This window comes from Pseudomonas sp. VMV1 (assembly GCF_056790235.1).
Genome location: NZ_JBXGSE010000009.1, coordinates 91923 through 112793, shown reverse-complemented (window position 1 = coordinate 112793; position 20871 = coordinate 91923). Strand labels below are relative to the sequence as shown.

Here is a 20871-nt window from a genome sequence, read left to right as displayed (position 1 = left end):
TTCGGCGAACCACTCGATGAAGGAGGCGGCATAGACGATCTCGCCCTTGGCCTCGGCCAGTGGCTTGCCCTGCTCCAGGGTCATCAGCCGGCCCAGGTCGTCCTGATTCTCGATCATCAGCTCGTACCAGCGCCGCAGCTTGGCCGAACGCTCCTTGGCAGTCAGCGCACGCCAGGCCGGCAGGGCGCGGTTGGCGGCGTCGATGGCACGCTTGGTCTCGGCGCGGCCGAGCTTGGGAATGGTGCCCAGGGTCTCGCCGGTGGCCGGGTTGTCCACCTTGACGGTGGCACCGCTGTCGGCGTCGATCCAGGCGCCGTCGACATAGGCTTGCTGGCGAAACAGGGAAGCGTCTTGCAACATGGTCTGGATTCCTAGCTAGGGAGTTGAAGGCGATTACGAAGGGCTGCTGCGGTCATTGCGGGGACGCCGCCTGCAGACGCGCTACCTGGGCCGGTGAGCCCTGATAGGCCAGCCAGAAATACAGCGGGCAGGTCACCAGCAGACCGAACAGCCAGGAGAGGTCGGCGCCTGCCACCAGGTCGGCATAGGGCCCCTTGAACAGCGCCGTGTTGGCGAACGGCAGCTGCACCAGGATGCCGACCGCGTAGGCGGCGATGGCATGGCCGTTGAAGCGACCGTAGCGGCCACCGTCGGCGGCGAACAATGAAGGGATGTGGTAGTCGCCGCGCTTGATCAGATAGAAGTCGATGAGGTTGATGGAAGCCCAGGGCACCAGGATCATGGTCATGGCCAGTACCAGGCCGATGAATCTTTCGATGAAATCGGCCGAGGCCATGAGCGCCACGCTGCAGCAGCCCACCAGCACCAGGCTGGACAGCACCACCTTGACCTTGACGCCCGGTGTCCAGCTGGCGGCGAAGGTCTGCACGCAGGTGATGATGGCAAGTACCGCGCCATAGAGGTTGAGGGCGTTGTGGCTGATGATGTTGAGCAGGAACAGCACCATCAGCACCGGGCCCAGCCAGCCGGTGGCCTGGGCCACGGCGGCCATGGCGTCGTTACCGGCCGGCACCGCCAGCACCGCCACCACACCAAAGGAAAAGGCCAGGATGGTGCCCAGGGTGGCGCCCAGGTAGGTCGCCCAGAAAGGTCGTGCGATCCCCACGGCTTCCGGCAGATAGCGCGAGTAGTCGCTGGTGTAGGGCGAGAAACTCAGTTGCCAGATCACCCCCAGCGACAGCGTAGCGACGAAACCGCTGGCATTGAGACCGCCACGGGTCAGGAAGTCCGCGGGTAGCGGCTGGGTCAGCATCATGGCGAAACCCGCCAGCAACCCCGCGCCCATGACCCAGGTACCCCAGCGATTGAGGGTATGGATGCAGCGATAACCGATCACCCCGATGGCCGTGGCGCTCAGGGCGCCGACCACGATGGCCAGCGGCATGGGTACGGCCGGCACCAGGCCTTGGATCGACTTGCCGGCCAGCACCACGTTGGAGGTGAAAAAGCCCACGTAGATCAGCGCGGTAACGCAGACGATCAGCAGGGCGCCATAGCGGCCGAACTGGCCACGACTCTGCACCATCTGCGGAATGCCCAGGCGCGGCCCCTGGGCCGAGGCCAGGGCCAGCACCACCCCGCCGAGCAGATGCCCGAACACGATGGCCATCAGGCCCCAGGCCAGATTCAGGTGGAAGGTCTGGACCACCATGGCGCCCGTGACGATAGGCAACGGCGCGATATTGGTGCTGAACCAGAGGGTGAAGAGATCGCGGCTATGGCCGTGGCGTTCGGCCGGGGCGACGTGATCCACGGTATGGGTTTCGATGGCGACGGCGGAGCGAGGGGCTGCGGACATCCAGGAATTCCATTGTTGTAGTTGTGGAAGACGCCTGCTGGACAGGTCGTCCTGGTGAGCAGAAAGTATTACGGTATACCAGATTACACAACCGCCTTTTGGCGTGTGGAAGCGACGTCTGGGGACCGCCGCCGAATCTCGTTACATCTCTGCTTGCCAGTTCACGTATTATGGTATACCAATAAAAACATCGACTGGCTGAGCCGTCGCGTACCGCCAACAAGAGACACCCGAGCCCCGCGCCGAGGTGGAAGACAAGAGGTAGGCTTCTATGAAATTTTCCCTGTTCGTGCACATGGAACGCTGGGACGAAAGCGTCAGCCATCGGCAGCTGTTCGAAGAACTGACCGAGCTGACCCTGATGGCCGAAGCCGGCGGGTTCTGCACCGTCTGGGTCGGTGAGCATCATGCGATGGAATACACCATTTCCCCCAGCCCCATGCCGATCCTGGCCAACCTGGCGGCGCGTACCTCGACCATCCGCCTGGGCGCCGGCACCCTGATCGCGCCTTTCTGGCATCCCCTGCGTGCAGCCGGCGAATGCGCCCTGCTGGACGTGATCAGCGAAGGCCGCATGGAAGTAGGCCTGGCCCGCGGCGCCTACCAGGTGGAATTCGACCGCATGGCCGGTGGCCTGCCTGCCACTGCCGGCGGCAAGCACCTGCGCGAACTGGTCCCGGCGCTGCGCAAGCTGTGGGAGGGCGACTATGCCCACGACGGCGAAGTCTGGCAGTTCCCCACCTCCACCAGCGTGCCCAAGCCGGTCGGCACCCCGCCGATCTGGATCGCCGCGCGGGATCCGGATTCGCACAATTTCGCCGTGGCCAATGGCTGCAACGTCATGGTCACGCCGTTGATGAAGGGCGATGAGGAAGTGGTCGACCTCAAGCACAAGTTCGACAACGCCCTGGCCAACAATCCCGGCGTCGCCCGGCCCAAGCTGATGGTGCTGCGGCATACCCATGTGCACGCCGCCGAGGAGCCCGAAGGCTGGAAGATCGGTGCCCAGGCCATTGGCCGCTTCTACCGCACCTTCGATGCCTGGTTCGGCAACAAGGAAACCCCGGTCAACGGCTTCCTCGCCCCGAGTCCGGAAGAGAAGTTCGCCGGCCGCCCGGAATTCGAGCTGGAGAATATCCGCAAGAACACCATGATCGGCACGCCGGAAGAGGTGATCGCCCGCCTGCGCCACTACGAGGAACTAGGCGTCGACGAATTCAGCTTCTGGTGCGACAACAGCCTGCCTTTCGCCGAGAAGAAGAAGTCGCTGCAACTGTTTATCGACAAGGTGGCGCCTGCCTTCGCCTGATCCTCGGGCTGCGTAGTGACGCGGCCCTCAACACGCCCAAGTGCGTGGCATACCATCATCCAACAGACATCCCAGGAGTCAGCATGAGTTTCGAAATCCGCAAGGTCGTCACCTATCTCGAAGAAACCCATATCGAAGGGGGCAAGGCCACCGACAAGCCGGTGACCATGGCCGGCGTCGCCGTGGTGATCCGCAACCCCTGGGCCGGCCAGGGCTTCGTCGAAGACCTCAAGCCCGAGATCAAGGCCCACTGCTCCGACCTGGGCGCCTTCATCGTCGAGCGCCTGACCCGCGCCATCGGCGGCGCCGAACGCATCGAGGCCTATGGCAAGGCGGCCGTGGTCGGTGCCGACGGCGAGATCGAACACGCCTCGGCGGTGATCCATACCCTGCGATTCGGCAACCACTACCGCGAGGCGGTCCAGGCCAAGAGCTACCTGAGCTTCACCAACAAGCGCGGCGCGCCGGGCACTTCCATCCAGATCCCCATGATGCACAAGGATGACGAGGGCCTGAGATCCCACTACATCACCCTGGAAATGCGCATCGAGGATGCCCCGCGGGCCGACGAGATCGTGGTGGTGCTGGGCGCTGCCGATGGTGGCCGCCTGCATCCGCGCATCGGCAACCGCTACATCGACCTCGAGGAACTCGCGGCTGAAAAGGCGCGCTGAGGAGAACCCGCGAATGATCCGGTCTACAGACGCCAAGACCCCCGCCGGCACCGCCTACCGCATCGCCGGCGATGGCAGCCCCCTCGTCCTGATCCACGGGGTGGGGCTCAGCAAGGACATGTGGGGCGGTCAACTCGCGGGGCTCGCACCACGCTACCAGGTGATCGCCTATGACATGCTCGGCCATGGCGAGAGCCAGCGCCCGGCGGCGCAGGCGACGCTCGACGACTATGCCGCGCAGCTCACCGAACTGCTCGATCACCTGCGGCTGGAAACGGCCGTGGTGGTCGGCTTCTCCATGGGCGGCCTGATCGCCCGGGCCTTCGCCCTGAGCCATCCGCAGCGGCTGGACGCGCTGGTGATCCTCAACAGCGTGTTCAATCGCTCGGTGGAGCAACGCAGCGGAGTTCTGGAGCGGAGCCGCCAGGCCGAACTCGAAGGCCCCGACGCCAATCTCGATAGCGCCCTGGCCCGCTGGTTCAGCCGCGAGTATCAAGGCGCCAACCCGGCGCAGATCCAGGCGCTGCGTCAAGCCTTCGCCAACAACGACCCCCAGGGCTATCTGACCACCTACACCCTGTTCGCCACCCAGGACCGCTACGGTGCCGAGCGGCTGGACAGCCTCCAGGTACCCACCCTGGTGGCTACTGGCGAGCTGGACAGCGGCTCGACCCCGGAGATGGCGCGCCAGCTGGCCGCACGGATTCCGCGCGCGCGCACTGCCGTGCTGGCCGACCAGCGCCATATGATGCCGGTCGAGTCACCCAAGCTGGTCAACGCCCTGCTGCTGGACTTCCTCGACGACGTCCTGGCCAAGGCCCCTTCCACTTCCATCAAGGGATACGTGGCATGACCCTGCAACGTTTTCAGATGTGCATCGACGGCGAATGGACCGCGGCCCAGTCGGGCCGTACGTTCGCCAGTCTCGATCCGGCCACCGCGACCGCCTGGGCGGAATTGCCCGACGCCGATGCCGACGACGTCGACCGCGCCGTCCAGGCCGCCCAGCGAGCTTTCGAGGCGCCGGCCTGGCGTGGCCTGACCGCCAGCGCCCGCGGCAAGCTCCTGCGCCGGCTGGGCGATCTCATCGCCGCCAACAAGGAGGCCCTGGCCCAGCTGGAAAGCCGTGACAACGGCAAGCTGATCCGCGAGACCCGTGGCCAGGTCGGCTACCTGCCGGAATTCTTCCACTACACGGCGGGCCTAGCCGACAAGCTCGAAGGCGGCACCCTGCCCCTCGACAAGACCGACCTCTTCGCCTACACGGTGCATGAACCCCTGGGCGTGGTCGTCGGCATCGTGCCCTGGAACAGCCCGCTGTACCTGACCGCCATCAAGGTCGCCCCGGCCCTGGCCGCTGGCAACACCGTGGTGATCAAGCCGTCCGAGCACGCCTCCGCCACCATCCTGGAGCTGGCGCGACTGGCCCTGGAAGCCGGCATTCCGCCCGGCGTGTTCAACGTGGTGACCGGCTATGGCCCGGGCGCCGGCGCGGCCCTCACCCGCCATCCGCTGGTGCGCAAGATCGCCTTTACCGGTGGCGCCGCCACGGCCCGCCACGTGGTCCGCGCCAGCGCCGAGAACTTCGCCAAGCTGAGCCTGGAGCTGGGCGGCAAGTCGCCCAACATCATCTTCGCCGACGCCGACCTCGATAGCGCGATCAACGGCGCGGTGGCCGGTATCTATGCCGCCTCCGGGCAGAGTTGCGTGGCCGGCTCGCGGCTGCTGGTGCAGGACGAGATCTACGATGAATTCGTCACCCGGCTGGTGGAGCGCGCCCAGCGCATCCGTATCGGCAATCCCCAGGACGATGCCAGCGAGATGGGCCCGATGGCCACCGAGCAGCAGCTCGCCATCGTGGAGCAGCTGGTAGAAGCGGCCCTGGTCGAAGGCGCGACGCTGCGCCTGGGCGGCAAGCGACCCGACACCGGCAGCGCCGGCTGGTACTACGAACCCACCCTGCTGGAATGCGACCGCCACTCGCTGCGCATCATGCAGGAGGAAGTCTTCGGCCCGGTGGCCGCGGTGATCCGCTTCAAGGACGAGGCCGAGGCCCTGCGCCTGGCCAACGACAGCGAGCTGGGCCTCGCCGCGGGCATCTGGACCCGCGACCTGGGCCGTGCCCATCGCCTGGCGCGGGACATCCGCTCCGGCATCATCTGGGTCAACACCTATCGCGCGGTCTCGGCCATGGCGCCGATCGGCGGTTTCAAGAACAGCGGCTACGGCCGCGAGAGCGGCATCGACTCGGTTCTGGCCTATACCGAAACCAAAACGGTATGGATCAATCTGTCCCAGGCGCCGATGCCCGATCCCTTTGTAATGCGTTAAACGAGGTTGGCAGTCATGATCGATCCCGCAATCTACAAGCAAGTGATGGGCGCCTTTCCGTCCGGCGTCACCGTGGTCACCACCCTGGATGCCGAAGGCAACCTCGCCGGCCTGACCGCCAGTGCCTTCAGTGCCCTGTCGCTGGATCCGGCGCTGGTGCTCTTCTGTCCCAACTACAGCTCCGACACCTACCCCCTGCTGCGTGACGGCAAGGGTTTCGCCATCCACCTGCTGAGCGCCGAACAGCAGCGTATCGCCTATGCCTTCGCCAGCAAGGGCAAGGACAAGACCCAGGGCATCGAATGGACGCGCAGCGCCCTGGGCAATCCGCTGCTGGCCGATGCCACGGCGGTGATCGAGTGCGAGCTGTGGCGCGAGTACGACGGGGGCGACCACGCCATCATCGTCGGGGCGGTGAAGAATCTGATCGTGCCGGACCAGGAGGTGATCCCGATGCTCTATCACCGGGGCCGCATGGGCGCCGCACCGATCTATGCCTGAGCGGACGGGCCCATGAACGCCTGCAGGGGGCATGCTAGACTTGCCCTCTTCCGCCCTGGCGAGCACGCAGGCCCCACGTAGTCGCGTGCCTCGTCGTCGCCTGTAGAACCGGTCCGCCAGAGAGCCCCATGAGACGCGCGCAACTAGACGACAGCTTCAAGATCACCCGCAGCCCGGTCACCCTGCGTGAAATGGTGTGCAATCGCCTGCGCCAGGCGATCCTGAACTTCCAGTTGCTGCCGGGCGACCGCCTGGTGGAGCGCGATCTCTGCGACCGCCTAGGTGTGAGCCGCACCTCGGTGCGCGAAGCCCTGCGTCATCTCGAATCCGAAGGCCTGGTGGAGTTCGCCGATGCCCGCGGGCCGCGCGTCGCCATCATCACCCTGGAGGATGCCTGCGACCTCTATGAGCTACGCTGCGTGCTGGAAGGCCTGATCGTGCAACTCTTCACCTTGCGCGCCGGCCCCCGGGAAATCGAGGCGCTGGAACAGGCTCTCGAGGAAAACCGCAGGGCCCTGGAGGGCGCCGAACTGCCAGAGGTCATCGAGACCGTCCAGAACTTCTACAACGTGCTGATGGAGGGCTGCGGCAACCGCGTCGCCGCCACCCAGCTGCGCCAGTTGCAGGCGCGGGTGAGCTACCTGAGGGCCACCTCGGTGTCCCAGGCCAATCGCCGCCAGGCGAGCAACGCGGAGATGGAGCGCATGGTCGCCGCCATCCGCAGTGGCGATGCCCTGGCCGCCCACCAGGCTTCGGTCGATCACGTCCGTGCCGCCGCCCACGTCGCCCTCGACTACCTGCAGCGGCAACAGGAGCACCAGGGCGAACAGGCCCGTGAACTGTTCATCCCGCGCGTCCAGGACGAGCCGCGCATCGAGCGCTAGCCCTCTTCGGCCAGCCGCGGCAACCGCCGCCCCTGGCCGCCGCTCTCAAAGTCCTTCGACGATGAAGATCTCGGCCCGGGCCGCCGTCTGCCGGTGCCCGCAGGCGTCCTGATACTCCGCCGAGCGATAGCAGGCCAGGGCCTGTTCGTAGGAATCGAACTCGATCACGACCCGGCGCGTCGCCCAGCCGTCGCCCTCCAGCTGCTCGGCGCGTCCGCTCCGTGCGAGGAAGCGTCCGCCATAGCGGGCGAAGGCCGCAGGGGCGCGCTCCGTATAGCCGCGATAAGCCTCGGGATCGGTCACATCGACCTCTGCAATCCAATAACCTTTCATGGCGCTTTGCCTCTTTCGCTACGTTTTGTCTCATGGTATACCAGATTACAGAACAATCCAAAACCCTGAGAGGTAGCCGTGGCCATCCATCCCATCGAAGCGATCATCGAGGATTTCCGTGCCGGCAAGATGGTCATCCTGGTCGACGACGAAGACCGCGAAAACGAAGGTGACATCCTGCTCGCCGCCGATGCCTGCACCCCTGCCGCGATCAGCTTCATGGCCCGCGAAGCCCGCGGCCTGATCTGCCTGACGCTGACCGAGGAACGCTGCCGCCAGCTCAACCTGATGCAGATGGTCAGTGACAACGGCACCGTCCACGGCACCGCCTTCACCGTGTCCATCGAAGCCGCTACCGGCGTCACTACCGGCATCTCGGCCGCCGACCGGGCGCGCACCATCGAAGCCGCAGTGGCACCGGACGCCACCGCGCGGGACCTGGTCCAGCCCGGCCACATCTTTCCGCTACGCGCCAGCGATGGCGGCGTGCTGACCCGTGCCGGCCATACCGAGGCCGGTTGCGACCTGGCGCGCCTGGCCGGTCGCGACCCTTCCGCCGTCATCGTCGAGGTGATGAACGACGACGGCAGCATGGCCCGGCGTCCGGATCTGGAGCGCTTCGGCGAACGCCACGGCATCAAGCTGGGCACCATCGCCGACCTCATCCACTACCGACTGCGCCACGAGCACACCGTCACGCGCATTGGCGAGAGCGAATTGCCCACCGTGCACGGCACCTTCCGCCTGCTGACCTACGAGGACCGCATCGAAGGCGGCGTCCACCTGGCCATGGTGATGGGCGACATTGACCGCGAGACGCCTACCCTGGTTCGCGTCCATGCCCTGGACCCCCTGCGCGACCTGGTCGGTGCCGAATACAGCGGGCCGCCGAGCTGGACCTTGTGGGCTGCCTTGGAACGCGTCGCCCAGGAAGGCCACGGCATCGTGGTGGTGCTGGCCAACCACGAATCCTCCCAGGCGCTACTGGCCCGGGTGCCCTCGCTGACCCAGCCCAAGCGGCTGTTCGAACGCTCCCAGTCGCGCATCTATGCCGAGGTAGGCACCGGTGCGCAGATCCTGCAGGACCTGGGCGTGGGGCGTATTCGCCACCTGGGCTTGCCCCTGCGGTACGCCGGCTTGACCGGGTACGAATTGGAGATCGTCGAGACCCTGCCTTTCCCTGGCTGAAGCCCCTTCCAGAGGCCTTGGACAGGCTTGCAAAAAGTTTGGAATACCATAATATCGAATGACAAAATGACCCACTCGACAGGGTCGACAGCTCTACTTCGAGGTGCCGCTATCCGCCTCGAATCGCACGACTCCTACAAGGCCGCGGCACCTCTGCCGCGCCGATCCAATAACAAAAGAGGGCGTCACAATGTTGCTGAAGCTTAAAGTCGTCTCTGTGGTCGCTGCCGGCCTGTTGACTACGCTGGCCCTTCCGGCCCAGGCGGAAAGTCTCAACTTCACCAGCTGGGGCGGTACCACCCAGGACGCCCAGAAGCAGGCCTGGGCCGAACCCTTCACCCAGCAGACCGGCATCCAGGTAGTGCAGGACGGCCCCACCGACTACGGCAAGCTCCAGGCCATGGTGCAGAGCGGCAACGTCCAGTGGGACGTGGTCGACGTGGAAGCCGATTTCGCCCTGCGGGCCGCCCAGCAGGGCCTGCTCGAACCCCTGGATTTCAAGACCATCGATCGCACCAAGATCGACCCGCGCTTCGTCAATGACCATGCGGTGGGCTCCTTCTTCTTCTCCTTCGTGCTCGGCTACAACCAGGGCAAGCTCGGCAGCAAGCAGCCGCAGGACTGGTCGGCGCTGTTCGATACCACCACCTACCCCGGCAAGCGCGCGCTCTACAAATGGCCGAGCCCCGGCGTTTTGGAGCTGGCCCTGCTGGCCGACGGCGTGCCCAAGGACAAGCTCTATCCCCTGGATCTGGATCGGGCCTTCAAGAAGCTCGACACCATCAAGAAGAACATCGTCTGGTGGGGCGGCGGTGCCCAGTCCCAGCAGTTGCTCGCCTCCGGCGAAGCGACCCTGGGACAATTCTGGAACGGTCGCGTCCATGCCCTGCAGCAGGACGGCGCGCCAGTAGGCGTGAGCTGGAAGCAGAACCTGGTCATGGCCGACATGCTAGTGGTGCCCAAGGGCGCCAAGAACAAGGACGCCGCGATGAAATTCCTCGCCGAGGCCAGCAGCCCTCGCGGCCAGGCGGATTTTGCCAATCTCACCGCCTATGCGCCGGTCAACGTCGACAGCATCGCCAAGCTGACCCCGGACCTGGCCAAGAATCTGCCCACCGCCTATGGCAGTGAGCAGGTCACCCTGGACTTCGCCTACTGGGCCCAGCACGGTGGCGAGATCGCCAGCCGCTGGAACGAATGGCTGGTGAAATGACATGTCTGCCTCCAGCTCCAGCCGGGCGGTGCTCGGCACTGCCAAGGACCGCCGTGCGCTGAACGATCCGGCGCGGACCCGGGGTGAACGCGCCGTCCGCTGGAAGGGCGCGAGTCACCTCGTCCCTGCCCTGCTGTTCCTCGGCTTGTTCTTCCTGGTCCCGTTGATCGGCCTGCTGCTGCGCGGCGTTCTCGAACCCACGCCGGGCCTGGGTAACTACCAGACCCTGTTCGCCAATGGTGCCTATGCCCAGGTGCTGCTCAATACCTTTGGGGTCGCCGCCCTGGTGACCCTGTTCAGCGTGCTGATCGGCTTTCCGCTGGCCTGGACCATCACCCTGATGCCCCGCGGCTGGGGCCGGGTGCTGTTCAACGTGGTGCTGCTGTCGATGTGGACCAGCCTGCTGGCCCGTACCTACGCCTGGCTGGTGCTGCTGCAGGGCTCGGGGGTGATCAACAAGTTGCTCATGGCGATGGGTCTGATCGACGAACCCCTGGCGCTGGTCAATAACCTCACCGGGGTGGTGATCGGCATGACCTACATCATGATCCCCTTCATCGTGCTGCCGCTGCAGGCAACGTTGCAGGCCATGGACCCCATGGTGCTGCAGGCCGGCGCCATCTGCGGCGCCAGTCCCTGGACCAACTTCCGCAAGGTGTTCCTGCCCATGTGCCGCTCGGGCCTGGGCTCTGGCGCGCTGATGGTGTTCGTCATGTCGCTCGGCTACTACGTTACCCCAGCGCTGCTGGGCGGGGCGCAGAACATGATGCTGCCGGAGTTCATCATCCAGCAGGTGCAGTCCTTCCTCAACTGGGGCCTGGCCAGCGCCGCCGCGGCCTTGCTGATCGTCATCGCCCTGGTGCTGTTCGCCCTCTATCTCAGGTTGCAACCGGAATCCCCGGTCGACCCCCAGAACGCGAGGTAACCCCATGCTGCTGACTCCCAGTGCCCTCGGCTGGCGGCTGCGCGGTGGCCTGCTGCTGATCACCGGCGCCATCGCCGCGGTGCTCCTGCTGCCCATCGTTTTCATCGTGCTGCTGTCGTTCGGTTCGTCCCAATGGCTGGTCTTTCCGCCGCCCGGCTGGACGCTCAAGTGGTACCAGCAATTCTTTTCCAACCTGGAGTGGATGCAGGCGGCCCTGGCGAGCCTCAAGGTGGCACTGCTGACCACCCTGGTTTCGGTAACCCTGGCGGTGCCCTGCGCCTTCGCTCTCGTGCGCGGCAAGTTTCCCGGGCGCAAGACGCTCTATGCCTTCTTCACCCTGCCGATGATCGTGCCACTGGTGGTAATCGCCGTGGCCATCTATGCGCTATTCCTGCGCCTGGGCTACACCGGCACCCTGCTGGCCTTCGTGGTCAGCCACGTGATCGTCGCCCTGCCCTTTGCCCTGATCGCCGTCATCAACTCGCTCAAGCTGTTCGATCAGTCCATCGAGGATGCCGCGGTGATCTGCGGTGCCTCGCGCCTGCAGGCCATCTACCGGGTGACCCTGCCGGGGATCTGGCCGGGGGTGTTCGCTGGCGCTCTGTTCGCCTTCCTGGTGTCTTGGGACGAGGTGGTGCTGAGCGTGATGATGGCCAGCCCCAACCTGCAGACCCTGCCGGTGAAGATGTGGGCGACGCTGCGCCAGGACCTGACACCGGTGATCGCCGTGGCCTCCACGGTACTGATCGGCCTTTCCCTGCTGGTGATGCTCGCGGCTGCCCTGCTGCGCCGCCGCCAACCCCTTTCCCGCTGAGCTCCCGGAGCCTGCCATGAGCGCCGTACTCCAGAACAACGCCCCCGCGGCCCCGCTGGTCCGCCTGCAGAACCTGAACAAGCACTACGGCGATTTCACCGCCGTGGATGATCTCTCGCTGGACATCCAGGAGGGTGAGTTCCTCACCTTCCTCGGCTCCAGCGGCTCCGGCAAGTCCACCACCCTGTCGATGCTGGCGGGCTTCGAGACGCCCAGTTCCGGCGCCATCAGCGTGGCTGGCCGCTCGCTGCTGAGGGTCCCACCGCACCAGCGCGACATCGGCATGGTGTTCCAGCGCTATTCGCTGTTTCCGCACCTGTCGGTGCGCGACAACATCGGCTTCCCCCTGGATATCCGCAAGATCGGCGCCGCCGAGCGCAACCAGAAGGTCGACGCCATGCTGCGCCTGGTGCAGCTCGAAGCCTTCGCCCATCGGCGTCCCGCGCAACTCTCCGGCGGCCAGCAGCAGCGAGTGGCCATCGCCCGGGCGCTGGTCTACGAACCACGCATCCTGCTGATGGACGAACCCCTGGGCGCGCTGGACAAGAAGCTGCGTGAAGACCTGCAGGACGAGCTGCGCCAGCTGCACCGTCGCCTGGGGATCACCATCGTCTACGTGACCCACGACCAGGAGGAGGCGCTGCGGCTATCCCAGCGCATCGCCATCTTCAGCCACGGGCGCATCGTCGGCCTGGGCAGTGGCTACGACCTCTACCAGAATCCGCCGAACGCCTTCGTCGCCGCCTTTCTCGGCAACTCCAATTTCTTGCGCGTGACCGCGCGGGCCCAGGCGCATTGCGAGTTCGAGGGGCAGGAACTGGCGATGCGGCCCACGGCCAGCGTCAGACCGAGCCAGGCGCTGCTCCTGATGCTGCGCCCGGAAAAGCTGCAGTTGCTGACCACCGAACAGGCACCGACCCTGCCCATGCCGGCAGGCTGGAACGAGATTCCGGCCCGGGTGGGCGAGGCCCTCTTCCTCGGGGAAAGCCAGAGCTGCGTGCTGCAGACCGCGGGCGGCGCCCAGCTGATGGTCAAGTCTCTGGCCCACACCCAGGGCCTGCAACCTGGCCAGGTGGTGCGCCTGCGCTGGGCCGCCAGCGATGCCTGCGTCTACACCGAGTGGAACGATGCCGACCTGACCAAGGCCGCCGCTCACTAAGGCAGGAGGGCGGGCCTCGCGCGTCCGCCTCAGCCCGCCGCCGATACCAGAAACTGCCGAAACGCCTGGGCGCCGGGTCCCAGGCGCTCCTCGGGGCTCCAGATCAACCCCAGCTCCATGGGCGGAATGGCATCGGCCACCGGACGCGCTTCCAGCTTGCGCCCTTCCAGTGACCAGCCGCGATAGAGCATGTCGGACAGGATGGTCACGCCAAAGCCATGGGCGACCAGGCCGCGCAGCGATTCCATGGACGAGGTCTTGAACACCACATTGGGCGCAAGGCCGGCCGCGCGCCAATAGCGCAGTGTCGAGGTTTCGCCCTCGTCCACCGTGGCGAGGATATAGGGATAGGGCGCGATGTCGGCCAGGCTGACCTGCTCCGGAGCGAGCAAGGGATGAGCGCTGGGCAACCAGAGCTGGCGCGGCGAACGCATCAGCAGATGGCGCTGGAAGGGCTGGGCGGCGTCGACGTTGGAGATGACGGTGAGGCCGAGCTCCAGGGTGCCATCGTTGATGCCCGCCTCGATACTGGGTCTGTCCATGTCGCGCAGGTCGATGTCGATCTGCGGATAGCTGCGCTTGAAGCGCGCCAGGAGGGTCGGCAGGTAGTAGCCGAGCACCGCATAGGAAGCCCCGACCCGGGCCTGGCCGGTCAGGGCATGACTCTGGAACAGCGGCTGACTCACGGCGTCCTGCAGGGTATCGAGAATGTGCCGGGCATGGTGATAGAACTGGTGCCCCTCGGCGGTCAGCTTGACTCCATGGGGCAATCGCTCGAACAACCGCACCGCAAGCATCGTCTCCAACTGGCTGACCGCCGTGGTCACGGCCGACTGGCTGACGTTGACCGCGCTGGCGGCCAGGGAAAACTGGCTGTTCTCGGCGGCGGCGACGAAATAGCGCAGTTGCCGCATCGAGATGTCCTTGTGCAGTGCCATCTGATTTTCCAATACCTGGATTCTATTTTTATCGTTTCACGATAGCGCATTTCTCCTCCTAGACTCAGAGGCACAGGCGCGCCGCCTTCCTCTCGCGGTCGCCACGACAAGAATAATGAACAGGAGGACGGACCATGCGCGCCCTGGCGCCATCGCTCCGCATGCGCGTCTCCCCCGCGCCCATAGCGTGCCGTCGGCAGCCACGTCCGACGCCTTTCCTGCTCGTTCTCCCGGGCCGCGCAGGATCCTGCTTGCCAGGTCATCTTCCCGTATTCCCTCTTGACCCTGGTACGCCCGGCGCTGCCCCGCTGTGCCCTCTCCTCACCCGCCAATCCCAACAACAGGTGACCCCATGAGCTATCCGAGTCTCAACTTCGCCCTGGGCGAGACCCTCGATCTGCTGCGCGATCAGGTGCGCAACCTGGTCACGCGCGAGGTGGCACCACGCGCGGGCGAGATCGATGCCAGCAACAGCTTTCCCATGGATTTGTGGCGTACCTTTGGTGACCTCGGGCTGCTAGGCATCACCGTGGGGGAAGAATACGGCGGCTCGGGACTCGGCTATCTGGCCCACGCGGTGGCCATGGAGGAGATCAGCCGCGGCTCCGCCTCGGTCGCCCTCTCCTATGGCGCCCACTCCAACCTCTGCGTCAACCAGATCCATCGCAACGGCACCGCAGCGCAGAAGGCGCGCTACCTGCCCAGGCTGGTCAGCGGCGAGCACATCGGCGCCCTGGCCATGAGCGAGCCCAATGCCGGCTCGGACGTGGTCTCCATGAAGCTGCGCGCCGAGCGGCGCGGTGACCGTTTCGTACTCAATGGCAGCAAGACCTGGATCACCAACGGCCCCGATGCCCATACCTATGTCATCTATGCCAAGACCGAGCCGGAACAAGGCGCCCATGGCATCACCGCCTTTATCGTCGAGCGTGACTGGAGCGGTTTCAGCCGCGGCAGCAAGTTCGACAAGCTGGGCATGCGCGGCTCCAACACCTGCGAGCTGTTCTTCGACGACGTCGAGGTGCCGGAGGACAACGTGCTGGGACAGGTGAACGGGGGCGTGAAGGTGCTGATGAGCGGCCTGGACTATGAGCGGGTGGTCCTCGCCGGTGGTCCGGTGGGCATCATGCAGGCCTGCCTGGACGTGGTCCTGCCCTATATCCACGACCGCCGGCAATTCGGCCAGAGCATCGGCGAATTCCAGCTGATCCAGGGCAAGGTGGCCGACCTCTACACCGGCCTCAATGCCAGCCGCGCCTATCTCTATGCCGTGGCCCAGGCCTGCGACCGTGGCGAGACCACCCGCAAGGACGCCGCCGGGGTGATTCTCTACACCGCCGAGAAGGCCACCCAGATGGCCCTGGAAGCCATCCAGATCCTAGGTGGCAACGGCTATATCAACGAGTACCCCACCGGCCGCCTGCTACGCGACGCCAAGCTCTATGAGATCGGCGCCGGCACCAGCGAGATCCGCCGCATGCTGATCGGGCGCGAGCTGTTCAACGAAACCCGGTGAGGAGCCTTCCATGACCGTGCTGACCTCCACCCTGAACCGCCGCACTCCGGACTACCAGCGCAACGCCGCCGCCATGGCCGAGCAACTGGCCCGGCTCGACCAGCTCCTGGCGCGCATCCGTGAAGGCGGCGGGCCCAAGGCCCAGGCGCGCCATACCGCCCGCGGCAAGCTGCTGCCCCGCGAGCGCATCGACCAACTGCTGGACCCCGGCTCGCCCTTTCTGGAAATCGGCGCCCTGGCGGCCCTCGACGTCTATGAGGAAGAGGTACCGGCGGCCGGGGTGGTGGCCGGTATCGGCCGCATCGAGGGCGTCGAGTGCATGATCATCGCCAACGACGCCACCGTGAAAGGCGGCTCCTATTATCCGCTGACGGTGAAGAAGCACCTGCGCGCCCAGGCCATCGCCCTGCAGAATCGCCTGCCCTGCCTCTATCTGGTGGATTCCGGTGGCGCCAACCTGCCGCGCCAGGAGGACGTCTTCCCCGACCGCGAGCACTTCGGGCGGATCTTCTTCAACCAGGCGACCATGAGCGCCCAGGGCATCCCCCAGATCGCCGTGGTGATGGGCTCCTGCACGGCCGGCGGGGCCTATGTGCCGGCGATGAGCGACGAGACCATCATGGTGCGCCAGCAGGCCACCATCTTTCTCGCTGGCCCGCCGCTGGTGAAGGCCGCCACCGGCGAGGTGGTCACCGCCGAGGAACTGGGCGGCGCTGATGTCCATTGCCGCATTTCCGGCGTGGCCGACCACTATGCCGAGAACGACACCCATGCCCTGGCCCTGGCGCGGCGCTGCATCGCCAACCTCAACTGGCGCAAGCTGGGTGACCTGCAGCTCAAGGCGCCAGTCGCCCCGCTGTATCCGGCCGAGGACCTTTACGGCCTGGTCCCGGCCGATCCCAAGCAGCCGCTGGAGGTACGCGAGGTGATCGCCCGGCTGGTGGACGGCAGCGTCTTCGATGAATTCAAGGCGCAGTTCGGCACCACCTTGGTGTGTGGCTTCGCCCATCTGCAGGGTCATCCGGTGGCCATCCTAGGCAACAACGGCATCCTCTTCGCCGAATCGGCGCAGAAAGGTGCGCACTTCATTGAACTGGCCTGCCAGAGACGCATCCCTCTGCTCTTCCTGCAGAACATCACCGGCTTCATGGTCGGCAAGAAATACGAGGAAGGCGGCATCGCCAAGCACGGCGCCAAGCTGGTCACCGCGGTGGCCTGCGCCCGGGTGCCCAAGTTCACCGTGATCATCGGTGGCAGCTTTGGCGCCGGCAACTACGGCATGTGCGGTCGCGCCTACGATCCACGCTTCCTGTGGATGTGGCCCAACGCGCGTATCGGCGTGATGGGCGCCGAGCAGGCGGCCGGGGTGCTGGTGCAGGTCAAGCGCGAACAGGCCGAACGCGCCGGTGAGCCCTTCGACGATGACGAAATCACGCGCATCAAGGCGCCCATCGTCGAGCAGTACGAGCGCCAGGCCCATGCCCACTATTCCAGCGCGCGGCTGTGGGACGACGGGGTGATCGACCCGGCCCAGACCCGCGAGGTCCTCGCCCTGGCCCTGTCGGCCAGCCTCAACGCCCCTCTCGAGCCGACGACCTTCGGCGTCTTCCGGATGTAGGCCATGACTGACTTCCAAACCCTGGATCTGACCCGCGACCCGCGCGGCTTCGCCACCCTCTGGCTCGACCGTCCGGACCGCCACAACGCCCTGGATGCACGGATGATCGCGGAGTTGGGCACAGCGCTCACCGAGATCGCCGCCGATGCCGAGCTGCGCTTTCTGCTCGTACGTGGGCGCGGCCGGCACTTCTGCGCGGGTGCCGACCTGGCTTGGATGCAGGCGTCCGCCACCCTGGACGCGGCCGCCAACCAGGCCGACACCGAGCGCCTGGCCGAGGTGATGTATCGCCTGCAGGCCTTGTCGATGCCCACCCTCGCCGTGGTGCAGGGCGCAGCCTTTGGCGGCGCCGTGGGTCTGGTCAGTTGCTGCGACCTCGCCGTGGCTGCCAGTGACGCCACCTTCTGCCTGTCGGAGGTGCGCATCGGCCTGGTGCCCGCCGTCATCGGCCCCTTCGTCATCCGAGCCCTGGGCGAACGGGTGGCACGGCGCTACATGCTGGGTGCCGAACGCTTCTCCGGTGCGCGCGCCGCCGAGCTGGGCCTGGTCGCCGAGACCGCGCCCGCCGCCGACCTGGAGCCCCTCGTGGAAGCCTGGATCGCCCGCCTGCTGGACAACGGTCCTCAGGCCTTGCGGGCCTGCAAACGGCTCCTGGACGGCGCCGGCGATGGTGTGCCGAGCCCCACGGTGCGCCAGTTCACCGAGGGCCTGATCGCCGCGGTCCGCGTCACCCCTGAAGCCCAGGAAGGCCTAGCCGCTTTCCTGGAAAAGCGCCGCCCCGCCTGGCAGGAGACCACGCCATGACCTTCGACCGTCTGCTCGTCGCCAACCGAGGCGAGATCGCCTGCCGGGTGATGCGCACCGCCAAGGCCCTGGGCCTGGGCACCGTCGCCGTGCACAGCGCCATCGACGCCAGGGCACGCCATGTGCGCCAGGCCGACCTGGCGGTAGACCTCGGGGGCGCCAAGCCGGCCGACAGTTACCTGGCCGGCGAGCGGATCATCGCCGCTGCCCTCGCCACCGGCGCCCAGGCCATCCACCCTGGTTATGGCTTTCTGTCCGAGAACGCCGCCTTCGCCGAAGCGGTGGCCGCGGCGGGACTGGTCTTCGTCGGGCCGCCCGCCGCGGCGATTCGCGCCATGGGCAGCAAGTCCGCGGCCAAGGCGCTGATGACCGACGCCGGGGTGCCCCTGGTGCCGGGCTATCACGGCGAGGACCAGTCCCTGGCCACCTTTCGCGACGCCGCGGCGCGCATCGGCTATCCGGTCCTGCTCAAGGCCACCGCCGGCGGTGGCGGCAAGGGCATGAAGATCATCGAGCGCGAAGCCGACCTGGCCGAAGGTCTTGCCTCCGCCCAGCGCGAAGCGCTCTCGGCCTTTGGCGATGCGCGGATGCTGGTGGAGAAGTACGTGCTGCAACCGCGCCACGTGGAGATCCAGGTCTTCGCCGACGGGCAAGGCCATTGCCTCTATCTCAACGAACGCGACTGTTCCATCCAGCGCCGCCACCAGAAGGTGATCGAGGAAGCTCCCGCGCCCGGTCTTACCCCCGAATTACGCCGGGCCATGGGCGAAGCCGCGGTACAGGCGGCCCAGGCCATCGGCTATGTGGGCGCCGGCACCGTGGAATTCCTGCTCGACGCCCGCGGCGACTTCTTCTTCATGGAAATGAATACCCGGCTGCAGGTCGAGCACCCGGTTACCGAGGCCATCACCGGCCTGGATCTGGTGGCCTGGCAGTTGCGCGTCGCCGCCGGTGAGGCGCTGCCTCTCACCCAGGCCCAGGTGCCCCTGCACGGCCATGCCATCGAGGTGCGCCTCTATGCTGAGGACACCGACCAGGGCTTCCTGCCGGCCTCGGGCACCCTGCAGCTCTACCGCGAGCCCACGGCGGGTCCGGGTAGGCGCGTGGACAGCGGCGTGGAGGAAGGCGACGAGGTATCGCCCTTCTATGATCCCATGCTGGCCAAGCTCATCGGCTGGGGCGACAGCCGCGAACAGGCGCGCCAGCGACTGCTGGCCATGCTTGATGAAACCGCGGTAGGCGGCTTCGCCACCAACCTCGCCTTCTTGCAGCGCCTGCTTGCCCATCCGGCCTTTGCCGCGGCCGAACTGGATACCGGCTTTATCGAGCGTCACCGGGATGCCTTGCTGCCCGTACCCTGTGAGCTACCGGAGGCCTTCTGGACCCTGGCGGCCCAGGCCTGGCTGGCGACGCTGCCGGCCGCTGCCGATCCGACGTCGCCCTGGGCTTCCCGCCAGGGCTGGCGCCTGGGTGGACCGCCACATATATCGCTGCGCCTGGCCTGTCGCGGCGAGGTGCGCACCGTCGCCCTTCCCGGTTCGTCGGCGGTGGAGCTGAGCGGTGATCGCCTCCATTGGCATGCAGACGACATCCGCCAGAGCGCCCGCTTCTATCGCCGTGGCCAGACACTGTTCCTCGAATGGGAGAATCGTTTCGAAGCCGTTACCTGGGCCGATCCCCTCGCCGAGGTCGCGCGCCAAGCCGATGCCGGTGGGCTCACGGCGCCGATGAACGCCAGTGTGGTAGCCGTCTCGGTGGCGGTGGGCGACACCGTGGACGCCGGTACGCCGCTGGTGGTGCTGGAGGCGATGAAGATGGAACACAGCATCCGCGCGCCCCGCGCCGGCGTCGTGACCGCGCTGTTCTGCAGCCCTGGCGAACTGGTGGCCGAGGGCACAGCCCTGGTGGAACTGGAGGAGTCGGCACCATGAGCGATGCCCTGCCGTCCCGGGTGCGGGTGGTCGAGGTCGGGCCACGCGATGGCCTGCAGAACGAACCCCAGGCGCTTGGCACTGCGGAGCGCATCCAGCTGTGCGAGGCCTTGGTCGCCAGCGGTGTGCAACATCTGGAAGTGGGCAGCTTCGTTTCGCCCAAGTGGGTGCCGCAGATGGCCGGGACCGCCGAGGTGCTGGCGGGACTGGGCTGCCCGGCGGGCGTGGTCCGCTCGGTACTGGTGCCCAATATGAAAGGCTTCGAGGCTGCCCTGGTAGCGGGGGTGGATGAAATCGCCGTCTTCGCCGCCGCCTCGGAGGGCTTCTCCCAGCGCAACATCAACTGCTCCATAGCCGAGAGCCTGGCGCGCTTCGTGCCAGTGGTCGAGGGCGCGCGGGCGGCGGGGATCCGGGTGCGAGGCTATGTATCCTGCGTGCTGGGCTGCCCCTACGACGGCGAGATCGCACCTGATCAGGTGGCGAGCGTGACGCGCGAGCTGCTGGAGCTGGGCTGCGCCGAAGTCTCCCTGGGGGACACCATCGGCGTCGGTACCCCCGGCCGAACCCGGGCGCTCTGGCAGCGGCTGGGTCGGGAGGTGCCGCTCACCCGGCTGGCCGGGCATTTCCACGATACCTATGGCCAGGCCCTGGCCAATGTCTATGCCAGTCTGCTCGAAGGCATCGCGGTGTTCGACAGCTCCGTTGCCGGGCTCGGCGGCTGCCCCTATGCAAGCGGCGCCAGCGGCAATGTCGCCAGCGAGGACCTGGTCTATCTGCTCGACGGCCTGGGCATCGCCAGCGGTCTCGACCTGCCCCAGCTCATCGAGGCGGGCCACCAGGTGTCCGCCCAGCTGGGGCGGCGCAACGAGTCCCGGGTCGGTCGCGCCCGGGCAGCGCGAGCGGTCGACTAGCAA

General features: G+C 66.5%; 20 protein-coding genes. 16 read left to right on the top strand and 4 right to left on the bottom strand.

From position 1 onward, the window contains the following. Both ACUCV0_RS21605 and ACUCV0_RS21600 read right to left on the bottom strand, forming a co-directional pair. The coding region (locus tag ACUCV0_RS21605; RefSeq protein WP_482213643.1) for an aldehyde dehydrogenase family protein at window positions 1–360 on the bottom strand (360 nt) is incomplete at its 3' end. A 52-nt stretch (window positions 361–412) separates the two neighbouring features. Then, window positions 413–1819, bottom strand: a complete 1407-nt coding sequence (locus ACUCV0_RS21600; RefSeq protein WP_482213642.1) for a purine-cytosine permease family protein — start codon at window positions 1817–1819, stop codon at window positions 413–415. A gap of 271 nt (window positions 1820–2090) precedes the next feature. Between ACUCV0_RS21600 and ACUCV0_RS21595 the strand changes: the two genes are divergently transcribed. The 6 genes from ACUCV0_RS21595 (at window position 2091) to ACUCV0_RS21570 (ending at window position 7518) form a co-directional block, all read left to right on the top strand. Further along, on the top strand, window positions 2091–3128 hold the full coding sequence (locus ACUCV0_RS21595; protein WP_059315034.1) for an LLM class flavin-dependent oxidoreductase: 1038 nt from the start codon (window positions 2091–2093) through the stop codon (window positions 3126–3128). A gap of 83 nt (window positions 3129–3211) precedes the next feature. Further along, window positions 3212–3802, top strand: a complete 591-nt coding sequence (locus ACUCV0_RS21590; protein WP_059315035.1) for an amino acid synthesis family protein — start codon at window positions 3212–3214, stop codon at window positions 3800–3802. A gap of 13 nt (window positions 3803–3815) precedes the next feature. After that, window positions 3816–4655 carry an alpha/beta fold hydrolase gene (locus ACUCV0_RS21585; protein WP_482213641.1) on the top strand — a complete coding sequence of 280 codons (840 nt, stop codon included), beginning with the start codon at window positions 3816–3818 and terminating at the stop codon, window positions 4653–4655. After that, window positions 4652–6133 (top strand): aldehyde dehydrogenase, encoded by a 1482-nt coding sequence (locus ACUCV0_RS21580; RefSeq protein WP_482213640.1) that lies wholly within the window; start codon window positions 4652–4654, stop codon window positions 6131–6133. Before ACUCV0_RS21585 ends, ACUCV0_RS21580 begins: the two co-directional genes overlap by 4 nt. A 15-nt stretch (window positions 6134–6148) precedes the next feature. Continuing rightward, window positions 6149–6634 carry a flavin reductase family protein gene (locus ACUCV0_RS21575; protein ID WP_059315038.1) on the top strand — a complete coding sequence of 162 codons (486 nt, stop codon included), beginning with the start codon at window positions 6149–6151 and terminating at the stop codon, window positions 6632–6634. 128 nt (window positions 6635–6762) lie between these two features. Continuing rightward, the gene (locus tag ACUCV0_RS21570) at window positions 6763–7518 is read left to right on the top strand and encodes a GntR family transcriptional regulator (RefSeq protein ID WP_482213639.1); all 756 of its coding nucleotides are present in this window, start codon (window positions 6763–6765) and stop codon (window positions 7516–7518) included. 45 nt (window positions 7519–7563) lie between these two features. Here the strand turns inward: ACUCV0_RS21570 and ACUCV0_RS21565 are convergent, their stop codons facing one another. Then, window positions 7564–7851 (bottom strand): DUF1330 domain-containing protein, encoded by a 288-nt coding sequence (locus ACUCV0_RS21565; RefSeq protein WP_482213638.1) that lies wholly within the window; start codon window positions 7849–7851, stop codon window positions 7564–7566. 78 nt (window positions 7852–7929) lie between these two features. On the opposite strand from ACUCV0_RS21565, the gene ribBA reads away from it, so the two are divergent. The 5 genes from ribBA to ACUCV0_RS21540 all read left to right on the top strand — a co-directional run bounded on the left by ribBA (window position 7930) and on the right by ACUCV0_RS21540 (window position 13150). Beyond that, window positions 7930–9039 carry a bifunctional 3,4-dihydroxy-2-butanone-4-phosphate synthase/GTP cyclohydrolase II gene (gene ribBA, locus ACUCV0_RS21560; protein ID WP_313649641.1) on the top strand — a complete coding sequence of 370 codons (1110 nt, stop codon included), beginning with the start codon at window positions 7930–7932 and terminating at the stop codon, window positions 9037–9039. 190 nt (window positions 9040–9229) lie between these two features. Then, entirely contained in the window at window positions 9230–10252 is a 1023-nt protein-coding gene (locus ACUCV0_RS21555; RefSeq protein ID WP_338544388.1) for an ABC transporter substrate-binding protein, read from the top strand. Between the two features lies 1 nt (window position 10253). Beyond that, the gene (locus tag ACUCV0_RS21550; RefSeq protein ID WP_313649642.1) at window positions 10254–11177 is read left to right on the top strand and encodes an ABC transporter permease subunit; all 924 of its coding nucleotides are present in this window, start codon (window positions 10254–10256) and stop codon (window positions 11175–11177) included. A 4-nt stretch (window positions 11178–11181) separates the two neighbouring features. Then, window positions 11182–11991 (top strand): ABC transporter permease, encoded by an 810-nt coding sequence (locus ACUCV0_RS21545; protein ID WP_482213637.1) that lies wholly within the window; start codon window positions 11182–11184, stop codon window positions 11989–11991. A 16-nt stretch (window positions 11992–12007) separates the two neighbouring features. Then, entirely contained in the window at window positions 12008–13150 is a 1143-nt protein-coding gene (locus tag ACUCV0_RS21540; RefSeq protein WP_482213636.1) for an ABC transporter ATP-binding protein, read from the top strand. A 29-nt stretch (window positions 13151–13179) separates the two neighbouring features. Here the strand turns inward: ACUCV0_RS21540 and ACUCV0_RS21535 are convergent, their stop codons facing one another. Continuing rightward, window positions 13180–14088 carry a LysR substrate-binding domain-containing protein gene (locus ACUCV0_RS21535; RefSeq protein WP_313649645.1) on the bottom strand — a complete coding sequence of 303 codons (909 nt, stop codon included), beginning with the start codon at window positions 14086–14088 and terminating at the stop codon, window positions 13180–13182. A 352-nt stretch (window positions 14089–14440) separates the two neighbouring features. Here ACUCV0_RS21535 and ACUCV0_RS21530 point away from each other — a divergent pair, with 352 nt between their 5' ends. The 5 genes from ACUCV0_RS21530 to ACUCV0_RS21510 are packed head-to-tail and all read left to right on the top strand — an operon-like array spanning window position 14441 to window position 20868. Then, a complete protein-coding gene (locus tag ACUCV0_RS21530) occupies window positions 14441–15604 on the top strand; it encodes an isovaleryl-CoA dehydrogenase (RefSeq protein WP_482213635.1) in 1164 nt (387 codons plus the stop codon). Window positions 15605–15614: 10 nt separating this feature from the next. Further along, window positions 15615–17222, top strand: coding sequence for a carboxyl transferase domain-containing protein (locus tag ACUCV0_RS21525; RefSeq protein ID WP_482213634.1), 1608 nt, complete (start codon window positions 15615–15617; stop codon window positions 17220–17222). Between the two features lie 3 nt (window positions 17223–17225). Continuing rightward, a complete protein-coding gene (locus tag ACUCV0_RS21520) occupies window positions 17226–18026 on the top strand; it encodes an enoyl-CoA hydratase-related protein (protein WP_482213633.1) in 801 nt (266 codons plus the stop codon). After that, window positions 18023–19957, top strand: coding sequence for an acetyl/propionyl/methylcrotonyl-CoA carboxylase subunit alpha (locus tag ACUCV0_RS21515; RefSeq protein WP_482213632.1), 1935 nt, complete (start codon window positions 18023–18025; stop codon window positions 19955–19957). Before ACUCV0_RS21520 ends, ACUCV0_RS21515 begins: the two co-directional genes overlap by 4 nt. Further along, complete coding sequence (locus ACUCV0_RS21510) at window positions 19954–20868, top strand: hydroxymethylglutaryl-CoA lyase (protein WP_482213631.1); 915 nt, start codon at window positions 19954–19956, stop codon at window positions 20866–20868. Before ACUCV0_RS21515 ends, ACUCV0_RS21510 begins: the two co-directional genes overlap by 4 nt. The last annotated feature ends 3 nt before the right edge of the window (window positions 20869–20871 follow it).